Annotated in this window: 15 protein-coding genes and 1 pseudogene; 9 read left to right on the top strand and 7 right to left on the bottom strand. The window is 71.2% G+C overall.

Annotated elements, in window-relative coordinates:
- The first annotated feature begins 29 nt into the window (after positions 1-29).
- Positions 30-857, top strand: coding sequence for a PhzF family phenazine biosynthesis protein (locus ACPPVS_RS08420; RefSeq protein WP_426595600.1), 828 nt, complete (start codon positions 30-32; stop codon positions 855-857).
- 57 nt (positions 858-914) lie between these two features.
- Here the strand turns inward: ACPPVS_RS08420 and ACPPVS_RS08415 are convergent, their stop codons facing one another.
- The 3 genes from ACPPVS_RS08415 to ACPPVS_RS08405 all read right to left on the bottom strand — a co-directional run bounded on the left by ACPPVS_RS08415 (position 915) and on the right by ACPPVS_RS08405 (position 3,641).
- The gene (locus ACPPVS_RS08415; RefSeq protein ID WP_426595599.1) at positions 915-1,796 is read right to left on the bottom strand and encodes a ZIP family metal transporter; all 882 of its coding nucleotides are present in this window, start codon (positions 1,794-1,796) and stop codon (positions 915-917) included.
- Positions 1,797-1,902: 106 nt separating this feature from the next.
- Positions 1,903-3,333 (bottom strand): DUF7402 domain-containing protein, encoded by a 1,431-nt coding sequence (locus tag ACPPVS_RS08410; RefSeq protein WP_426595597.1) that lies wholly within the window; start codon positions 3,331-3,333, stop codon positions 1,903-1,905.
- Positions 3,330-3,641 carry a hypothetical protein gene (locus tag ACPPVS_RS08405; protein ID WP_426595596.1) on the bottom strand — a complete coding sequence of 104 codons (312 nt, stop codon included), beginning with the start codon at positions 3,639-3,641 and terminating at the stop codon, positions 3,330-3,332. The genes ACPPVS_RS08410 and ACPPVS_RS08405 overlap by 4 nt, the downstream gene beginning before the upstream one ends.
- 642 nt (positions 3,642-4,283) lie before the next feature.
- Here ACPPVS_RS08405 and ACPPVS_RS08400 point away from each other — a divergent pair.
- Positions 4,284-4,472: a hypothetical protein gene (locus ACPPVS_RS08400; protein ID WP_426595595.1), complete on the top strand. Its 189-nt coding sequence runs from the start codon at positions 4,284-4,286 to the stop codon at positions 4,470-4,472.
- A gap of 83 nt (positions 4,473-4,555) precedes the next feature.
- Here ACPPVS_RS08400 and ACPPVS_RS08395 read toward each other — a convergent pair.
- Positions 4,556-4,741: pseudogene (locus tag ACPPVS_RS08395) on the bottom strand (integrase core domain-containing protein); the annotation flags it as partial.
- A 457-nt stretch (positions 4,742-5,198) separates the two neighbouring features.
- Here ACPPVS_RS08395 and ACPPVS_RS08390 point away from each other — a divergent pair.
- The 4 genes from ACPPVS_RS08390 (at position 5,199) to ACPPVS_RS08375 (ending at position 9,327) form a co-directional block, all read left to right on the top strand.
- Complete coding sequence (locus ACPPVS_RS08390) at positions 5,199-6,386, top strand: glycosyltransferase family 4 protein (RefSeq protein ID WP_426595594.1); 1,188 nt, start codon at positions 5,199-5,201, stop codon at positions 6,384-6,386.
- Between the two features lie 58 nt (positions 6,387-6,444).
- Positions 6,445-7,242, top strand: coding sequence for a PIG-L family deacetylase (locus ACPPVS_RS08385; RefSeq protein ID WP_426595593.1), 798 nt, complete (start codon positions 6,445-6,447; stop codon positions 7,240-7,242).
- A complete protein-coding gene (locus ACPPVS_RS08380) occupies positions 7,239-8,339 on the top strand; it encodes a lysylphosphatidylglycerol synthase domain-containing protein (RefSeq protein WP_426595592.1) in 1,101 nt (366 codons plus the stop codon). The genes ACPPVS_RS08385 and ACPPVS_RS08380 overlap by 4 nt, the downstream gene beginning before the upstream one ends.
- 91 nt (positions 8,340-8,430) lie before the next feature.
- The gene (locus tag ACPPVS_RS08375) at positions 8,431-9,327 is read left to right on the top strand and encodes a phenylalanine 4-monooxygenase (protein ID WP_426595590.1); all 897 of its coding nucleotides are present in this window, start codon (positions 8,431-8,433) and stop codon (positions 9,325-9,327) included.
- A gap of 7 nt (positions 9,328-9,334) precedes the next feature.
- Here the strand turns inward: ACPPVS_RS08375 and ACPPVS_RS08370 are convergent, their stop codons facing one another.
- Complete coding sequence (locus tag ACPPVS_RS08370) at positions 9,335-11,242, bottom strand: FAD-binding monooxygenase (protein ID WP_426595589.1); 1,908 nt, start codon at positions 11,240-11,242, stop codon at positions 9,335-9,337.
- Between the two features lie 107 nt (positions 11,243-11,349).
- Between ACPPVS_RS08370 and ACPPVS_RS08365 the strand changes: the two genes are divergently transcribed.
- From ACPPVS_RS08365 to hpaD, 3 genes are all read left to right on the top strand, one after another.
- Positions 11,350-12,996 carry a thiamine pyrophosphate-binding protein gene (locus ACPPVS_RS08365; RefSeq protein WP_426595588.1) on the top strand — a complete coding sequence of 549 codons (1,647 nt, stop codon included), beginning with the start codon at positions 11,350-11,352 and terminating at the stop codon, positions 12,994-12,996.
- A gap of 72 nt (positions 12,997-13,068) precedes the next feature.
- Complete coding sequence (gene hpaE, locus ACPPVS_RS08360) at positions 13,069-14,598, top strand: 5-carboxymethyl-2-hydroxymuconate semialdehyde dehydrogenase (protein WP_426595587.1); 1,530 nt, start codon at positions 13,069-13,071, stop codon at positions 14,596-14,598.
- Between the two features lies 1 nt (position 14,599).
- Positions 14,600-15,763 carry a 3,4-dihydroxyphenylacetate 2,3-dioxygenase gene (gene hpaD, locus ACPPVS_RS08355; RefSeq protein ID WP_426595586.1) on the top strand — a complete coding sequence of 388 codons (1,164 nt, stop codon included), beginning with the start codon at positions 14,600-14,602 and terminating at the stop codon, positions 15,761-15,763.
- A 42-nt stretch (positions 15,764-15,805) separates the two neighbouring features.
- Here hpaD and ACPPVS_RS08350 read toward each other — a convergent pair whose 3' ends face one another.
- Positions 15,806-16,606 carry an HpcH/HpaI aldolase family protein gene (locus ACPPVS_RS08350; protein ID WP_426595584.1) on the bottom strand — a complete coding sequence of 267 codons (801 nt, stop codon included), beginning with the start codon at positions 16,604-16,606 and terminating at the stop codon, positions 15,806-15,808.
- Positions 16,591-17,376 carry a 2-oxo-hept-4-ene-1,7-dioate hydratase gene (gene hpaH, locus ACPPVS_RS08345; protein WP_426595583.1) on the bottom strand — a complete coding sequence of 262 codons (786 nt, stop codon included), beginning with the start codon at positions 17,374-17,376 and terminating at the stop codon, positions 16,591-16,593. Before hpaH ends, ACPPVS_RS08350 begins: the two co-directional genes overlap by 16 nt.
- Positions 17,377-17,378 lie beyond the last annotated feature (2 nt).

The raw sequence follows: 17,378 nt of genomic DNA, 5'->3' as shown, positions 1-17,378 counted from the left end.
TCGCGGTCAGGTGCGTGGACGATGGACGCATGGAGATCCTCAGGTACCGGGCGTTCACCACCGTCGAGCCGAACGAGCAGTCCGGGAATCCGGCTGGGGTCGTGCTGGACGCGGACGAGCTCGGCGACGAGGACATGCTGCGGATCGCGGCGGAGCTCGGATTCAGCGAGACCGCGTTCCTGTCCGCGATCGAACGGGACGCGGCGCGCGTGCGGTACTTCACCCCGCGCGCGGAGATCGCGTTCTGCGGGCATGCGACGGTCGCGTCGGGGGTGGCACTGGCGGCGCACCGGGACGCACCGGCCGTGGTGCGGCTGACGACGAACGCCGGGCTCGTCCCTGTGGAGGTGACCGCGGACCGCGCGACCCTGGTGGCCGTCGACACCGAGGTCGAGACGCTCGACGATGAACTCGTCGACCAGGTGCTCGGCACTCTGCGGCTCGAGCGGGCTGATCTCGACCCTGCGATGCCGCCGGCGCTGGTGCACGGCGGCAACCTGCATCCCCTCGTCCCGGTGCGCGCCGGCGTCCTGGAGCGGCTCGACCACGACGGCGAGGCGGTCCTGACGCTGCAGGACGCGCACGGGTGGGACGGCACCGTGCCGGTCGTCCATCGGCTGTCGACGACCCGGTTCGTGTCGCGGAACCCGTTCCCGCGGGGCGGGATCCGGGAGGATCCGGCGACGGGGTCCGCGGCGGCCGGGCTCGGCGCGTATCTGCGTGCCGGCGGGCACCTCGACGTACCTGCGACCTTCACCGTCGACCAAGGAGCGGAGATCGGGCGGCCCTCCCTCATCGTCGTGGACGTGCCGCGCGAGGGCCGCGTACGCGTCACAGGGACCGCGGAGCAGATCTGACGAAGGCCCGGACCTCCGGGTCCGGGCCTTCGGTGTGGCAGACGAGAGTCGCGGGGCTCAGACACCCGCCGCGGTGATGATGGCGTCGGTGGCGAACCCCGCAACCAGACCGATGAGCAGCCCGTACGCCAGGAGGTCCGGGCGCTTGGCCTTGGCCGCGACCGCCAGGAGCTGCGTGACCACGTAGATGATCGAGCCGGCAGCAAGAGTCAGGAACACCACGCTGACGGCGTCGCTGGTGAAGCTGTGGCCGATGGCCGCGCCGAGGAAGGTCGGGCCTCCACCGATCGCGCCCAGCACGGCAAGAAAGCCCCACGACGGGCGAACCGCGACGCCCTCGCTGTTCGGCTCGCCAGTGAGCGGCGCGACGATCCCGAATCCCTCGGTCGCATTGTGCAGCGCGAACCCGATCACGAGCAGCAGCGCGAGGCTGATGTCGCCGGCGGCGGACGCCTGCCCGATGGCCAGGCCCTCTGCGAAGTTGTGGAGGCCGATGCCGACCGCGATGAGCATTGCGAGCTCGGCACCCGCCGAGCGGTGCCGACCGGTGGCTCCCTCCAGCTCGCGGATGGACATCGCCCCGGGCCCGAGACTCCCGCCCCCGAGCTCGGCACGTGCTCGTGCGCGCCCGCGCATCCAGATCTCGTACCAGGCGAGGCCGACGAGCCCGACCGCCAGGCCGCCGACGAACAGCAGACCGTACCCGAACGCCGGCGCCAGCCCGCCGTCGCCGGTGTGATAGTCGACCAGGGCTGCGTCGATGGGCTCCCACGCCGCCGAGAAGACGTCCCACACCAGGAAGAGCAGGACGCCGATCGCCGCCGCATTGAGCAGCGCCCGCAGCCTGGGGGTCGGGTTGCGGATCCGCCCGACCGGCAGACCCAGAAAGATCGTGCCGCCTGCGATGAGGCCGAGCACCAGCGTCTGGCCGAGATTCATGACACTCCCACAGCGGAACGGACCAAGTTAGGGAAGGCTAACCATCTTACGGTCCGGGGGCAAAATCCGTACGAGATCGGCCGCCTGCGCGATCACACCGAGTCGGTCAGGACGTTGGGATGGGCATGTTGGAGTAGGTCTCCAGTTCGGCAAGGCCGACGTTCCTGGTGGATGGGCTGACGGAGGTCACGGTGAACCGCACGGTCCTCGTCCGGCGTGGCGCAAAACTGAGGCTGGCCGCCGACCCGTCGTTGGCGAGCGCGCCAACGGCGACCGTGCTGCCGTCGTCGAACGTCAGCAGCCCTCCGGTGACCTGGTCAGCGAGATTTGGCCGATCCGAGATCACGACGCCGTCGACCATCTTCCTCGACGCCAGATCCAGCTGGATCCAGCTACCGGCCGCGCCTCCTCGGGTCGCCCATTCGTGAGTTCGGCCTTCCGGATAGCCGAGGGCAAGCCCGTCGATCGCTTTCTTCGCGCCCTGATCGGTGAGCGTGCTCTGTGATGAGGCCGTCACCTTGACGCCACGGCCCCGCGCCGAGTCTCCGGTCGCCTGGCTGGCGGCGATGTACTGACGCGCCAGGCGCATCGAAGACACGAGCGAGTCGGCGCACAAGCGGGCCATGCAGAGGCTCGGGTCACTGGTCGCGTAGAGCCGGAACGCCGCCCGCTTGGTCGCGAGGTCGACGCCCGCGACGTTGGGAGCGCGGACCCAGCTCGGGTAACCCGCGTAGGCCGACAGGGTGTGCGCGGCCGCGTAGCCCAAATCGGCGCGGCGAACGTACAACCCGATCGCGACGTGGTCGGCGTTCTCACCATCCCCGAACGCGGCGGTCCAGTCCTGGGTGCGCACAGTCGTCGGCCGAAATCCCACCATCAGCGCGGTCAGTGTGTCGCGCAGGGAGGCGTCCGTGTAGGTTCCCGAGCCGTCGATCGCGCTGATCGTGGAGATCGCACCCTGCCACAGCCGCATGAGGCTCTCGTGGTGATGGCGGGCATTTCCCGTCCCGCGCCGGTTCCCGTCAGGCAACCGCATGAAGATCACCGACACGTTGGGCGCACCGACCAGAGTCTCCAGCCGTATCGACCTTCCCGGCACCCCCGCGTCGGAAACAGTCCAGTCATCGGGGACGCCAGCCATACCCGCATAGGCCGCCAGGCTCCCGCGCTCGCGACCGGCCCAGTAGGCGTGGCCCTTCGCCGCGTCCCCCGCAGTGGCGAAGACCGTGCGGACGCAACGTCGGGCTTGGATGTCGTGAAGGACATCCGGACTCAGAAAGAGCAGGTCGTCGTCCTCGTGCGCCACGATCTGCATCGCACCGCCGAAGCACGAGTCCGCGAACGCGGGCGCCTGCGCGCTCGCCCACGCCAGCGGCTGGCCGGTCCCGCTCGACCCCCACGCCAGTGCGGTGAGTACAACGGCCGTGGCGACCAAGGTCCCGACCACGCGAACGGCCAAGGAATGCCCTCGCGGGCTCAGCCTGCTCGGCGACAGCCGTGTGAGCGCCATACGGAGGGGCGCGATCGATGCGGTCATCGCAGAAGGAGCACGATGGCGAGCCCGGAGACGGCCAACGGCACGCCCCACGCCCAGGCGACGATCCATCTGACCCGAACGCGTTCGGTCCGGCCGTCCGCCAGACGTTGGATCGCAGCCACGCACCCAGCGATGAGCGACGACGCCACTCCCACATCGACGGCGATGCCACTGAGGCCGGGATCGACGCCGACCGCCTGCATCCCCTGGACGGCGACCCAGAGAAAGACGACCAATTGCAGCGACAGCAGCGCGTAGATGAACGCTCGTGTGCCAGATCGACGCATGACCGGGGCCGGGTCAGCCATGTCTTCACGGTCGCTCATCGACGATCCAATCGCAGCGCGGGTCGATTGTCGCGGGTCTACCCGTCACGTTGCTCCCGCGGGTAACGCCTGTTGCTCGACCGACTACATTCTTGCCGCCTCAGCGCTGCAGGGCGACGGTCGCCGGTTTCGGTGCGCGAGTCCGACGGTCGGGGCGAACGAGATCAGCCGTACAGCGTGAAGGGCAGGTGTGCGACCCCGCTGGCTGTCGAGACCGCCTCGATGTCGCCGTGTGCCTCGAGTGACCAGCACGGGGACGTGATGCAGCCGATGCGAGAGCCTCGGCCCGTGTCGGATGGCGGGAGAGCCGTCAACAACGTCCACGCTCACCGAAGGCCAACAGTCATCGTCATCCTCGTGGTGGCGTGGCCGAGGGATCATCTGGACCGCCATCCGCATTGGCTCTGGCTGACGGGGTCTCTTCCCGCCGCGAGAGGGACGCGGGACGATGGGCCGATGCGAGAGGTGTACGTGCATACCGCAGCGGTTGAAATCATGGACGGCGACGACAGTTCGCTAGGAGCTGCCGTCACTCTCGCTCTCTGCGGCAGTTGGGATCACGAACCGCCCTGCCCGCTCGCCCCACACCACACGGCCACAAAGAGAGAGGGCGGCGAGGTGCGCATGCGGGTCCTCTTCGCGACCGAGCCGGGCGACGAGGACGAGGTCCGCCAGCGCATCGAGACGGCTCTGTCCGCCCAGAGGCTCGAGGCGCCTGACGGCCACATGGTGTCGTGGAAGGTCCACGCGACAGGGCGGGGCACGGTCGCTCCGGGCGAGGCGGACCATGGCCGGCGACTCGCGCTGAGCTGATCGCTGGCCTCGCCCATTCACGCCGGTAGCGTGCCGGGGACGTGAACGTGCTCGGGCCGAGGAGAACCAGATGTACTCGGCCGTCACGTTGGTGACAGTCGGGTGATCGGGGCGGCGCCGATGGCGGAGTGGTGGCGTTCAGTGTTGTAGGTCGCGAGCCAGGGTGGGAAGGCTTGGGTGCGTTCCTCGTCGGAGTCGTAGGGGCGTCGGTAGGCCCATTCGGTGGCGAGGGTTCGGTTGAAGCGTTCGACCTTGCCGTTTTGCCAGGGGCAGTGGGCCTTGATGAACCAGTGGGCGGCTACCGGTGCCCCTAGGTCTGCGAACCGGGTCAGGGCCCGGTCCATGAATGTGGCACAGCGGTGACGTGTTCGCTCGCGGGCAGTCCGACGGGGTGGGTTCGGAGGTCGGATTCAGCCTTCCCGACCCAGGCGCTGACAGCAGCCCGCGATCGGGCAGGTGAGAGGTTCGCTCGACGAGAAGCCCGTCTTGCTGGCGCGATTCTACGTTCGACCTGTGGCCACAGCGATCCACAGCTTCGGGCGCAGCCGCCCCGCGCCCGCGCCGAAGTCGCTCGCGGGTCCGGGTGTCGTCAGGTGATCTGGCCCCGGCAACCGTCGTGAATCCTGGCGCCGGTCGGTGGGAGCGACATTGTTTCAGCCTTCTCTCAGCCTTGGTGGGCGAGGCTCTCCCCGGTTCTTGTGCATCGGCACCATGGGAAGGTCGTTCATGCGGGTCGTCCACGTCACGGACTTCTACCTGCCCCGTACGGGAGGTATCGAGCGCCAGGTGGCGGGCACTGCTGCCCGGCAGGCCGCGGCCGGGCACAGCGTGACCGTCCTGACCACCACCAGGGCGGGCGACGAGCGGTCCGTGGATGACGGCGGCGCTGTCGCGATCCGCCGGGCGCGGCCCGACCGAATCGGCCGTCCCGATCCTGAGGTGGTCCGGTCCGCGCTGCTCGACGCCGACGTCGTCCAGGTCCACCTCGGCGGTGTGAGCCCCCTGGGCTGGAGCGTGCTCCGATCCCGGGGTGCCGCTGGTCTGCCGACGGTCGTGACGGTGCACTCGCTGCTCGACGGGCTCGGCGGCGTCTACCGTCCGTTGGCCGCACTCGGCGGATGGCGGCACCTGCCCATCGTGTGGTGCGGGGTCGGCGGCACGGTCGGGCGCCAGCTCCGCAGCCTGCTCGGTGCGGCGGCGGCCGTACAGGTCCTGCCCAACGCGGTGGACGGCGCGACGTGGATCGCGCCCCCCGGTCCTGGCGTCCTCGCTCCCGCCGAGCTGCTCGTCGTCTCGGCATTGCGTCACACCCGCCGCAAGCGGGTCGAAGCCTTGCCGGGCGTGCTGGCTCGGGCTCAGCGGCTCCTCACGGCCGGCGCGGCGGGGAGCGGTGTGGCGGCGCCTCGGCTTCGTGCGGTCATCGCCGGGGAGGGGCATCGGACGCCGGCCCTGCACGCCGGGCTGCGTCGCGCTGGTATCGACGACTGGGTCAGCACCCCGGGGGTCCTTGACACCGTCGCGCTCAGCAAGCTGTACCACGGCGCGCACGTCTACCTGGCGCCCACCGTCCTGGAGTCGTTCGGCCTCGCTGCGCTGGAAGCTCGCGCGGCCGGCCTCCCGGTGATCGCGCACAGCCGCAGCGGCAGTGCCGAGGTCCTCGAACACGATCGTGAAGGCCTGCTCGTCGACTCCGACGAGGCGATGGCGGGGGCCCTGGCGCACTTGGCTCTGGACCCGGTCCGGCGACTCGCGATCGCGGAGCACAACCGCACGACCCCGATCCGCTACGACTGGCCCAGCCATCTGGCGCTGACCGAGCACGCGTGGTCCGTCGCCGCCGACCTGTGCGCCGGGCGCACCGGCGGGACCCCGGGAGACGACCTCACGACCGTGAGGGCGGCCGCTCGTGGTTGAGTCATCGAGCCGCACGGTCGTCTCGTTCCACGCCCACCCCGACGACGAATCGTTGCTCATGGCGGGCACGCTCGCCGCTCTCGCAGCTGCCGGCCACCGAGTCTTGCTCGTGACCGCGACCGCCGGCGAGCACGGCCTGGCCGATCCGGCGTACGGGTCGGGCGTGGAGCTGGCCGGGCACCGGACCGCCGAGCTGGGCGACGCCGCGGCCGCCCTCGGCTGTACCCGCTCGGAGGTTCTGGGGTGGGCCGACTCAGGGATGGACGGCGACGCCTCGGGCGAGCGGGGCTTCGCCCGTGCAGACGTCGAGGGGGCTGCCGCTCGGCTCGCGACTCTCCTACGCGCGGAGCACGCGGACGTGCTGACGATCTACGACCCGGCGGGCGGCTACGGTCACCCAGACCACCTGCAGGTGCACCGCGTGGGCGTGCGCGCCGCCGAGCTGGCCGGGACGCCGCTGGTGCTCGAGGCGACGATCGACCGGCGGGTGCTGCTCGCCGCGACCGCCTGGATTCCCCGCCTGCCGGGCGGCGCCCGGCGCGCGTCATTGGCTCGCGCCTTCGCCGACCCCGCACGGCTCACCCACCGGTTGGACGTCCGCGCCCAGGCCGGCGCGAAGCGGGCGGCGATGGCGGCGCACCGCAGCCAGCTCCGCCCGGGGCGTCGCACGCTCCGGCTCCTCCTTCTCCTGCCGCGCCCGCTGTTCCGCGTAGCGCTCGGACGTGAGTGGATCGTCGTCCGAACCGGCGGCGACGCTGCGGTGCTCTCGGATGTCCTGGCCGCCATTCCGGCAAAGGTGCTGTCACCGGCCGCACCGACCGGAGCTCGCGGACCAGATAGCGGAGTGCTCCGGTGAGCGCGCCCGTCGAAGCCGTGGAGCCCGACGCCTCGGCTTCCATTCTCTCGGCGTGGAAAGGGCGGTCCGGCAGCCTGGCCGTCGCCGCGGTCGGCATCGCGGTCCTCGTCGCTCTTCTCCTCACTCTCCCCCGGCTCGACGGCACCACCTGGGCCGCGGTCGCACGCTTGATCGGCTCCGTGTCGCTCCCGCAGAACCTCGCACTGGCGGGACTGTGGTCGCTCGGCCTGATCGCCCACACGTGGGTCCAGCTCGCGGCACTGCCCGGACTGCGCCGTCGCGATGCCCTCACCCTGAACCTCGGCGGCAGCGCGGTGGCCGGAGCCCTGCCCGCCGGCGGCCCGCTGAGCCTGGCTGTGAACTGGTCGATGCTGCGCTCGTGGGGGTTCACGACGTCCCAGTTCTCGTCGTACACCATGGTCACGACAGTGGTCACGACGGCCGCCAGGCTCAGCGTCCCGTTGGTCGCGGCGTTCGCCCTGCTCGGCGGCCCCCATCTGCCGGCGAAGGTCGCAGGGGCCTCACGTCTCGCTGCCGTCGGCATCCTCGTGATGATCGCGCTGGTCGCCCTCGCCTTGCTTCCGGCTGTCCGGCGGCGGCTGTTGAGGATCAGCCGTCCGGCACGCGTGGCCGCACTCCTCACACGCGCGGGCACGGTGGCGGCGGACGCCCTCGCAACATCGGGTGCTGCGTTGCGTACCCGCCGTCGGGACCTGCTCCTAGGGGCGGCGGCGCAGACAGTCGTCCAGTACCTGCTCCTGCTCGGCTGCCTCGCAGTGATGCACGCAGGCGTGGGCCCACGTGCCGCGCTGATCGCGTTCGGCCTGGGTCGGCTCCTCTCTCTTGCCCCGATCACACCCGGTGGGCTCGGGGTGACCGAAGCTCTCGTCGGGGCTCTCCTGGTCGCCTTCGGGGCGCCCCCGTCGGCCGCCGTGGGCGCCGTCCTGCTCCACAGCCTCTACGTCGTGGTGCTGGAGATCCCCGTGGGTGCCGGAGCGCTCGCGTTGTGGCGGACGCAGGTACGCCGCGCACGGACCGTTCGGACCCCGGGTGACCGATCACCCGACGGCGGGGGCGAACGTCCCAGCGGCGGCTGACGCGGCTCTGGCCTTCCCTGTGGCGACACCGTCATCGCACGAGTGCACCTCGGGGATGCATCGAACGGGCTTGTGGCGTACAACGGATTTCATGTTCGAAGAGGGACAGCTCTACGCCCCCGTCACCGCGGACGAGGACGGCAGGGCCACGGTGCACCTCGCCGACGACCATCCCGGTGCGAAGGACCAGGACTACCGCCGTCGTCGCAACGAGATCGCGGGTCCGGCACTGGCGTGGCAGCCCGGGGACGCGGTGCCGCGCGTGGAGTACACGGACTCCGAGAACGAGATCTGGCGGACCGTGTGCCGCGAGCTCACCCCCAAGCACGAGCGGCTCGCGACCCGCGGCTACCTGGAAGGCAAGGCGGCCCTGGACCTGCCCTCCGACCACGTGCCGCAGCTCGACGAGGTCAGCGCCCGCCTCGGTCCTCTCAGCGGCTTCCGACTCCACCCGGCCGCCGGGCTCGTGCCTCTCGACGTCTTCTACGGGTCGCTCGCGGACGGGATCTTCCATTCCACGCAGTACCTGCGTCATCCGTCGCAACCGCTGTACACGCCGGAGCCGGACATCCTCCACGAGGTCGTGGGGCACTGCAACCTGCTGGCCAACCCGGCGATCGCGGACGTCAAGCGCCGCGCCGGTGAGGCCGCGCGACGGTGCGAGACGCCCGAGGGCCTGCAGTACGTGGCCGACGTCTTCTGGTTCACCATCGAGTTCGGGGTGATGTACGAGGCCGGCGAGCTCCGCGCGTACGGCGCCGGACTGCTCTCGTCCTACGGCGAGATCGAGGAGTTCCGCGGAGCCGACGTCCGCCCCGTCGACTTCCACGCGATGGCCACGCTGGAGTACGACATCTCTCACTACCAGCCGATCCTGTTCGCCTGCGACGGCATGGGCGAGCTCACCGACCGGGTGGGCGGGTTCTTCGCCGAGTTCGACGACGAGACACCCGCCCGGCTCGCCCGCGACGCCACCGTGGCCCGCTGACCGGGCATCACCCGACCGGCTGGCGGTCCTGCACGAGCAGGTGCTGCCGGAAGAACGCCGCGAGCTCGGCCGTGGCGTCGAGCGGCAGGACCGCGGCGACGTACTGGTCGGGCCGGACGACGACGACGCACCCGGCGCGGTCCACGCCACGCAGCTCGAAGATGTCGTCGTCCGGGTGCGTGGCGAAGACGTTCTCGTGGTCGATGAGCCGGAACGGTCCGGTGCGGGGCCGGAAGAGCTCTGGCACGGCCGAGACGTCGACGTCCACGTGCCGCTGCTGGTACACGACCAACACGTCGAGGACGGCGTCGAGGTCGTCCCCGGGACGCGAGTGAGCGAGCACCGGGGAGTCGGGTGAGCTCGACATCCACTCGGCCCACGCCGTCAACGCGGAGGCCTGCCCTGCCGCGGCGCCGTCCGCGAACGCGTACACGCGCCAGCGGCCGTCGGCGCGGTGCTGGTGCCCGAGGTGCAGGGGGTTCGCGTCGGCGACCCGGACGACACGGGCGGACTTGAACCGCTTCCCGACCGGGAACCCCGCCGCGAGCGCCTGGTGCGTGGGCTCGGCGACGAGCATCGACGGCGGGTACTGCGTCATGAACCCGAACAGGAACTCGGTCGTCTGCACGTAGAAGTCCGCGAGCTCGGCCTGGTCGGCGAACTCCTCGGGCTTCTTCGCCATGAGCGTGGACCACTGCCGGTCGAAGTCGATGAGGTTCTGGGCGATGACCTGGCGCTCGGCGGAGTAGGTGGCCAGCAGGCTCTGCGGGCTGCGCCCCGACAGGACGTAGCCGAGCTTCCACCCGAGGTTGAACCCGTCCTGCATCGACACGTTCATGCCCTGACCGGCCTTCGCGCTGTGCGTGTGGCAGGCGTCGCCCTCGATGAACACGCGTGGGTCGCGCGTGCCGAGCTCCTCGAGCGGGACGTCGTCGAAACGGTCGGTGACCCGGTGCCCGACCTCGTAGACGCTGTGCCAGGCCACGTCCACCACGTCGAGGGTGTACGGGCGCAGGATCGCTTGGGCGTGGCCGATGATCTGCTCGACGGTCGTGCTGCGCAGGGCACCCGTGTTCTCCGGCCGGACCTCACCGAGGTCGACGTACATGCGGAACAGCTGGCCGCCCTCCCGCGGGATGAGCAGGATGCTGCCACCGGACCCGGACTGGATCGCGCACTTGCGGCGGATGTCCGGGAAGTCGGTCACGGCGAGGACGTCCATGACCCCCCACGCATGGGCCGCGCTGCCACCCCTCGACGTGCAGCCGATGGATCGCCGGACGCCGCTGTGCGCACCGTCGGCGCCGACGACGTACTTCGCTCGGACGAGCCTCTCCTGACCGGTGCACTCACCGGACGTCCGCACGAGGTGGACGGTCACGGGGTGCTCGCCGTCGGCGGCGATCTCGAGGTCGCGGAACTCGTAGCCGTAGTCGGGCGTCATCCGCGTCGGGGCGTTCGCCATGAACTCGGCGAAGTAGTCGAGGACCCGGGCCTGGTTGACGTACAGGTGCGGGAACTCGCTGATCCCCGAGGGGTCGTCGGGCGTCCGCTCCCCGCGCACGATGCGCGTGCCGTCGGCCGGGTCCGGGTGCCAGAAGCAGACCTCGGCGACGTGGTACGACTCCTCGGCGATCCGCCACGCGAAGCCGAAGGCCTGGAAGGTCTCGACGCTGCGGGGCTGGATGCCGTCCGCCTGGCCGATCGTCAGACGCCCCGCGCGCCGGTCGATGATCCGCGTGGTGACCTGCGGGAACTGCGAGAGCTGCGCGGCGGTGATCATCCCGGCCGGTCCCGTGCCGACCACGAGGACGTCGACCTCGTCGGGGAGCTCGTCGGGCCGGTCGAGGCCTGTTCCCGCCGCGGGCTGGACCCGCGGGTCGCCCGAGACGTAGCCGTGATCGTGGAACTGCATGGGTCCGACTCCCCTGACGCCGCTGTCGAGGTTGACGGATCATATATTATCGCTACCTAGCCGCAACGACGCCGCTGCGGTCGACCCGGTCCGGGAGGCCCTGCTCCATGCCGACGGTTTCCGCGCACGTCGCGGTCACGCTCGCCGCGCACGTCGACCACGTCTTCGGCGTCATGGGCAACGGCAACGCGTACTTCCTCGACGCCCTGGCGTGCCAGACCGACGCACGCTTCGTCCCGGTGCGGCACGAGTCGGGGGCGGTCGTCGCGGCCGACGCCTTCCACCGCTCCTCCGGCAGGCTCGCCGCGGCGACGACGACCTACGGGGCCGGGTTCACCAACACCCTCACCGCCCTCGCCGAAGCCGTGCAGGCGCACGTGCCGCTCGTCCTGGTCGTCGGCGACGAGCCGACGTCGGGACCGCGACCCTGGGACGTCGACCAGATCGCGATGGCCTCGGCCGTCGGCGCCCGCACGTACACGGTGGGCCGCACGGATGCCGCCGCCACGACCGTCATCGCGGTCGAGCACGCGCTGACCTACCGGGTGCCCACGGTGCTCGCGATCCCCTACGACGTCGCCACGCTCGACACGGGCCCGGTGCCGGAGACGCCGATCCCGCGCCTCCCCTCGCCGCTCCTCGTGCGCGGGCCGTTCGCGGACGGCGTCGTGCGCGAGATCGCGACAGCCCTCGCCGCGGCACACCGGCCGCTGCTGCTGGCTGGGCGCGGCGCCTGGACCGCCGGCGCCGGCGACGCTCTCGGCGCCATCGCCGACGCAACCGGTGCGCTGACGACGACCACGGCGCTCGGGCGTGGGGTCTTCCCCCGGGGCGAGTTCGACCTCGGCGTGGCCGGGGGGTTCGGGGCCGAGGCGGCGATGGCGCTCGTCCGTGAGGCCGACGTCGCTGTCGTCATGGGCGCCTCCCTCAACCAGTTCACCATGCGGTTCGGCGACCTCTTCGCCCCCGGGTGCCACGTGTTCCAGGTCGACGTCGCACCCTCGGCGACCCACCCGCACGTCGGCGGGTACGTGCGCGGGGACGCCGCGGTCGTCGCCCGGGCGATCCTCGACGGGCTTGCAGGCGCGACGCCCAGCGGGTGGCGCGAGTCGGTCGACCTCACGTCCGCGCTATGGCACGAGCGGGGCGACGGGACCGCTCCGGACGGGCGGCTCGACCCCCGTTCCGCGGCGGCACGGCTCGCCGAGCTGCTTCCCGAGGACCGGGTCGTCGTCTCGGACGGCGGGCACTTCCTCGGCTGGTCGAACATGTACTGGCCGGTGACCGCACCCGACCGGATGGTGATGGTCGGCACCGCGTTCCAGGCGATCGGGCTCGGGTTCCCGAGCATGGTCGGGGCGGCGCTCGCCCGGCCCGACGCCACGGTGGTGCTGACGACCGGCGACGGTGGCGGGCTCATGGCCCTCTCCGACCTCGAGTCGGCGGTGCGGGTGGCGGCCGGCCGCGGGATCGCGGTCGTGTGGAACGACGGGACGTACGGCGCGGAGATGCACCTCTACGGAGACAAGGGTCTGGCCCAGGAGCCCATGCTGATCCCGGACGTCGACTTCGCCGGCGTGGCCACCGCGCTCGGGGCCCGGGGTGTCGTCGTCCGGTCCGTGGAGGACCTCGAGGCGCTGACGACGTGGCGCGCCCGACCCGTCGCCGAACGCCCGTTCCTGCTCCTCGACCTGCGGATCTCCGGCACGGTGGTCGCGCCCTTCTGGCAGGAGATCGCACGGGCCAGCGGCTGACGCTCGCGGCCTGGAACACCCGACGAGGCGCCGGTCGATGCCGGCAGCCGACCGCACCCTGAGAGGAGACCCATGGCCACCACCAGCACCGACCGGGCGACCGCGACCGACCGCCACCTGCCCGCCGACCTCCCCGAGCGCCTCCGGCACTACGTCGGCGGCGAGCACGTCGACTCCGCGGACGGCGCGACGTTCGAGGTGCTCGACCCGGCCTCGAACACGACGTACCTGCACGCCGCGGCCGGGAATAAGGCGGACGTCGACCGGGCCGTCGCGGCGGCACGGCACGCGTTCGACGAGGGGCCGTGGCCCCGGATGCTGCCACGCGAGCGCTCGCGTGTCCTGCACCGCGTCGCCGACATCGTCGAGTCGCGCGACGCCCGGCTCGCGGAGCTCGAGAGCTTCGACTCCGGGCTGCCGATCACCCAGGCGCTCGGCCAGGCCCGACGCGCCGCGGAGAACTTCCGGTTCTTCGCCGACCTCGTCGTCGCCCAGACCGACGACGCCTTCAAGGTGCCGGGACGGCAGATCAACTACGTCAACCGCAAGCCGATCGGCGTCGCGGGGCTCATCACACCGTGGAACACGCCGTTCATGCTCGAGTCGTGGAAGCTCGGACCCGCGCTCGCGACGGGCAACACGGTCGTCCTCAAGCCGGCGGAGTTCACGCCGCTGTCGGCGTCCCTGTGGTCCGGGATCTTCGAGGACGCCGGCCTGCCCACGGGCGTCTTCAACCTCGTGCACGGGTTCGGCGAGGACGCGGGTGACGCGCTCGTCAAGCATCCGGGCGTCCCGCTGATCTCCTTCACGGGCGAGAGCCGGACCGGACAGCTCATCTTCGCGAACGCGGCGCCCCACCTGAAGGGCCTCTCGATGGAGCTCGGCGGGAAGTCCCCCGCCGTGGTCTTCGCCGACGCCGACCTCGAGGCGGCGATCGACGCGACGATCTTCGGCGTGTTCTCGCTCAACGGCGAGCGCTGCACCGCGGGCAGCCGGATCCTCGTCCAGCGCGAGATCTACGACGAGTTCGTGGAGCGCTACGCCGCCCAGGCGCGACGCGTCGTCGTCGGCCCCCCGCACGAGGCGCGGACCGAGGTGGGCGCGCTCGTGCACCCGGAGCACTACGACAAGGTCATGGGCTACATCGAGATCGGCCGGACCGAGGGTCGCCTCGTCGCGGGTGGCGGGCGGCCGGACGGCTTTCCGACCGGTAACTACGTGGCGCCCACCGTCTTCGTCGACGTCCCGGCCGAGGCCCGGATCTTCCAGGAGGAGATCTTCGGCCCGGTGGTCGCCATCACGCCGTTCGACACGGAGGACGAGGCGCTCGCGCTCGCCAACGGCGTGAAGTACGGGCTCGCTGCCTACGTCTGGACGAACGACCTGCGCCGGGCGCACACCGTCGCCCAGGCGGTCGATTCGGGCATGGTCTGGCTCAACAGCAACAACGTCCGTGACCTCCGGACGCCGTTCGGCGGCGTCAAGGCGTCGGGCCTCGGCCACGAGGGCGGGTACCGCTCGATCGACTTCTACACGCACCAGCAGGCGGTGCACGTGACGCTCGGCGAGGCGCACAACCCGACCTTCGGGAAAGGACGCTGACGTGGCCACGACTCCCCTCGCCCCCGACGGGCCCGAGCCCGTCGTGACCGCAGAGGACCCCATCCGCGCCGACGAGCCCATCCCGACCCCGTCGTCGCCGCCGCCCGACATCCTGCGCGCCGCGTCCATGGAGCTCGTCGTCACCGACCTCGCGGCGTCGCGTCACTTCTACGTCGACGTCCTCGGCCTCGTCGTCACGGAGGAGGACGAGGGATGCGTGTACCTGCGCAGCTTCGAGGAGTTCATCCACCACAACCTGGTCCTGCGCACAGGTCCGGTGGCGGCCGTCGCCGCGCTCTCCTACCGGGTCCGTTCCCCCGAGGACCTCGACAAGGCGGTCGCGTTCTACGGGGAGCTCGGGTGCCGGGTCGAGCGGCGGGCGGACGGCTTCGCGAAGGGTGTCCGGGACTCCGTACGGGTCGAGGACCCTCTCGGGTTCCCGTACGAGTTCTTCCACGACGTGCAGCACGTCGAGCGGCTCGCGTGGCGGTACGACCTGCACCTGCCGGGCACGCTGGTGCGCCTCGACCACTTCAACCAGGTCACCCCCGACGTGCCGCGGGCCGTGCGGTACATGGAGGACCTCGGGTTCCGGGTGACCGAGGACATCCAGGACGACGCCGGCACCACCTACGCCGCGTGGATGCGTCGCAAGCCCACCGTCCACGACGCCGCGATGACCGGGGGCAACGGCCCGCGCCTGCACCACGTCGCCTTCGCCACCCACGAGAAGCACAACGTCCTGGCGATCTGCGACAGGCTCGGCGCGCTGCGGCTGTCGGACCGCATCGAGCGCGGCCCCGGTCGCCACGGCGTGTCCAACGCGTTCTACCTGTACCTGCGCGACCCCGACGGGCACCGCATCGAGATCTACACGCAGGACTACTACACCGGCGACCCCGACAACCCGGTCGTCACCTGGGACGTCCACGACAACCAGCGTCGCGACTGGTGGGGCAACCCGGTCGTCCCCTCCTGGTACACGGAGGCGTCCCTGGTCCTCGACCTCGACGGCGTCCCGCAGCCGGTCGTCGCGCGCACCGACACCAGCGAGATGGAGGTCACCATCGGCGCCGACGGGTTCTCCTACACCCGCAAGGGGGACGCACCCGAGGAGCTGCCCAGCTGGAAGCAGGGCGAGTACAAGCTCGGGCACCAGCTCTGACCGCAGCCCAGGCCCCGCGGGCAGGGGTCTCGTCCGGACAGGTCAGGAGCCGGCGCGCTCGGGGTCGATGACACCCAGGAACCGCCCGGCGAGCGCGTCGGAGCCGCGGGCCAGCAGGGTGACGTCGGCGCCGACCAGCACGAAGGACGCGCCCGCGGCCAGGTAGGCGTCCGCGACGGCAGGGTCGAACGCGTTGACCCCCACAGGTCTTCCGGCGGCCCGCACGCTCGCGATGGCTCGAAATACGGCGGCCGTGACGTCCGGGTGGGTCTGCTGGCCGAGGAGACCCATCGACGCAGCCAGGTCCGCCGGGCCCACGAAGACACCGTCGACGCCGTCGACGCCCGCGATCTGTGCCGCGGCGTCGACGCCCGCGGCTGTCTCGACCTGCACGAACAGTGAGACGTGCTCGGCAGCGTCCCCCAGATAGCCGTCGATGCGGTTCCAGCGCCCCGAACGCGCGAGCGCAGAGCCGACACCTCGCCGCCCGCGCGGCGGATAGCGCACGGCCTCGACCGCGGCGCGCGCCTCGTCGGCGGTCGAGACCATCGGCACCACCACGTTCTGGGCGCCCAGGTCCAGCACCTGCTTGATCACCACGGCGTCGTTGCTCGGCACCCGGACGACGGCAGTCACGGGATACCCGGTGACCGCCTGCAGCTGCGCGAGCACGGACTCGAGCCCGTTGGGAGAGTGCTCCATGTCGATCAGCAGCAAGTCGAGGCCGGCGTCCGCGCAGATCTCCGCGACGAGCGCGCTGCCGGAGCACACCCACATCCCGACCAGCGGCCGGTCGGACGCGGCCAGCGCGTCGCGGAACGTCGGGCTCAGAGGAAGCGGCATGAGATGGTTCCCATCGGTCCGTAGTCGCAGACGATGCTGTCGCCGCGCGACACCCACACGGGGCGGGTGAAGGAACCGGCGAGGATGATCTCGCCGGCCTCGAGGCGGGCGCCGTGCTGGTGGAGCTTCCTGGCGAGCCAGGCCACGCCGTTGGCCGGGTGGTTCAGCACCCCGGCCGCGACCCCCGTCTCCTCGATCGTCTCGTTGCGGTAGAGCAGCGCGCTGACCCAGCGTAGGTCGACCTGGTCGGGCGCCATCGGTCGGCCGCCCAGCACCATGCCGCCGTACGCGGCGTTGTCGGCGATCGTGTCGACGATCGTGCGGCCCTCGAGCTCGATGTGCGAGTTCAGGATCTCCAGGGCGGGCGTGACGTACTCGGTGGCACGCAGCACGTCGAACACCGTGCACCGCGGCCCCTCGAGCGGCTCCGCCAGGACGAACGCGAGCTCCACCTCGACGCGCACGTTGGAGAACGCGTCGAACGGGATCACCGAGCCGTTCTCCCACACGGTGTCGTCGAACATCACGCCGTAGTCGGGTTCGGTGATGCCCGTCGCCGCCTGCATCGCACGTGACGTCAGGCCGATCTTGCGGCCCACCAGCTCCCGGCCCGCTGCCAGGTTCCTGTCGCGCCAGACGCCCTGGATGGCATAGGAGTCCTCGATGGTGGCGCTCGGGTGGCGGGCCGTGATGCGCGGCATCAGGCCGCGCGTGCGCTCGGCGTCGGCAAGCTGCTCGGCGATCTCGCTGATCGTCTCGGCGGGCAGCATCC

The sequence above is a fragment of the Cellulomonas sp. McL0617 genome (genome assembly GCF_049994875.1).
GTDB lineage: Bacteria > Actinomycetota > Actinomycetes > Actinomycetales > Cellulomonadaceae > Cellulomonas.
This window is presented reverse-complemented; position numbering and strand designations above follow the sequence as displayed.

Bases quoted from the DNA above. Each gene is read 5' to 3' on its own strand.
- ACPPVS_RS08410 (WP_426595597.1), bottom strand. From the start codon at position 3,333: ATGACCGCATCGATCGCGCCCCTCCGTATGGCGCTCACACGGCTGTCG.
- ACPPVS_RS08405 (WP_426595596.1), bottom strand. From the start codon at position 3,641: ATGGCTGACCCGGCCCCGGTCATGCGTCGATCTGGCACACGAGCGTTC.
- ACPPVS_RS08350 (WP_426595584.1), bottom strand. From the start codon at position 16,606: ATGCCGCTTCCTCTGAGCCCGACGTTCCGCGACGCGCTGGCCGCGTCC.
- hpaH (WP_426595583.1), bottom strand. From the start codon at position 17,376: ATGCTGCCCGCCGAGACGATCAGCGAGATCGCCGAGCAGCTTGCCGAC.
- ACPPVS_RS08415 (WP_426595599.1), bottom strand. From the start codon at position 1,796: ATGAATCTCGGCCAGACGCTGGTGCTCGGCCTCATCGCAGGCGGCACG.
- ACPPVS_RS08400 (WP_426595595.1), top strand. From the start codon at position 4,284: ATGCGGGTCCTCTTCGCGACCGAGCCGGGCGACGAGGACGAGGTCCGC.
- ACPPVS_RS08420 (WP_426595600.1), top strand. From the start codon at position 30: ATGGAGATCCTCAGGTACCGGGCGTTCACCACCGTCGAGCCGAACGAG.
- hpaE (WP_426595587.1), top strand. From the start codon at position 13,069: ATGGCCACCACCAGCACCGACCGGGCGACCGCGACCGACCGCCACCTG.
- ACPPVS_RS08385 (WP_426595593.1), top strand. From the start codon at position 6,445: ATGGCGGGCACGCTCGCCGCTCTCGCAGCTGCCGGCCACCGAGTCTTG.
- ACPPVS_RS08375 (WP_426595590.1), top strand. From the start codon at position 8,431: ATGTTCGAAGAGGGACAGCTCTACGCCCCCGTCACCGCGGACGAGGAC.
- ACPPVS_RS08390 (WP_426595594.1), top strand. From the start codon at position 5,199: ATGCGGGTCGTCCACGTCACGGACTTCTACCTGCCCCGTACGGGAGGT.
- ACPPVS_RS08370 (WP_426595589.1), bottom strand. From the start codon at position 11,242: ATGCAGTTCCACGATCACGGCTACGTCTCGGGCGACCCGCGGGTCCAG.
- ACPPVS_RS08365 (WP_426595588.1), top strand. From the start codon at position 11,350: ATGCCGACGGTTTCCGCGCACGTCGCGGTCACGCTCGCCGCGCACGTC.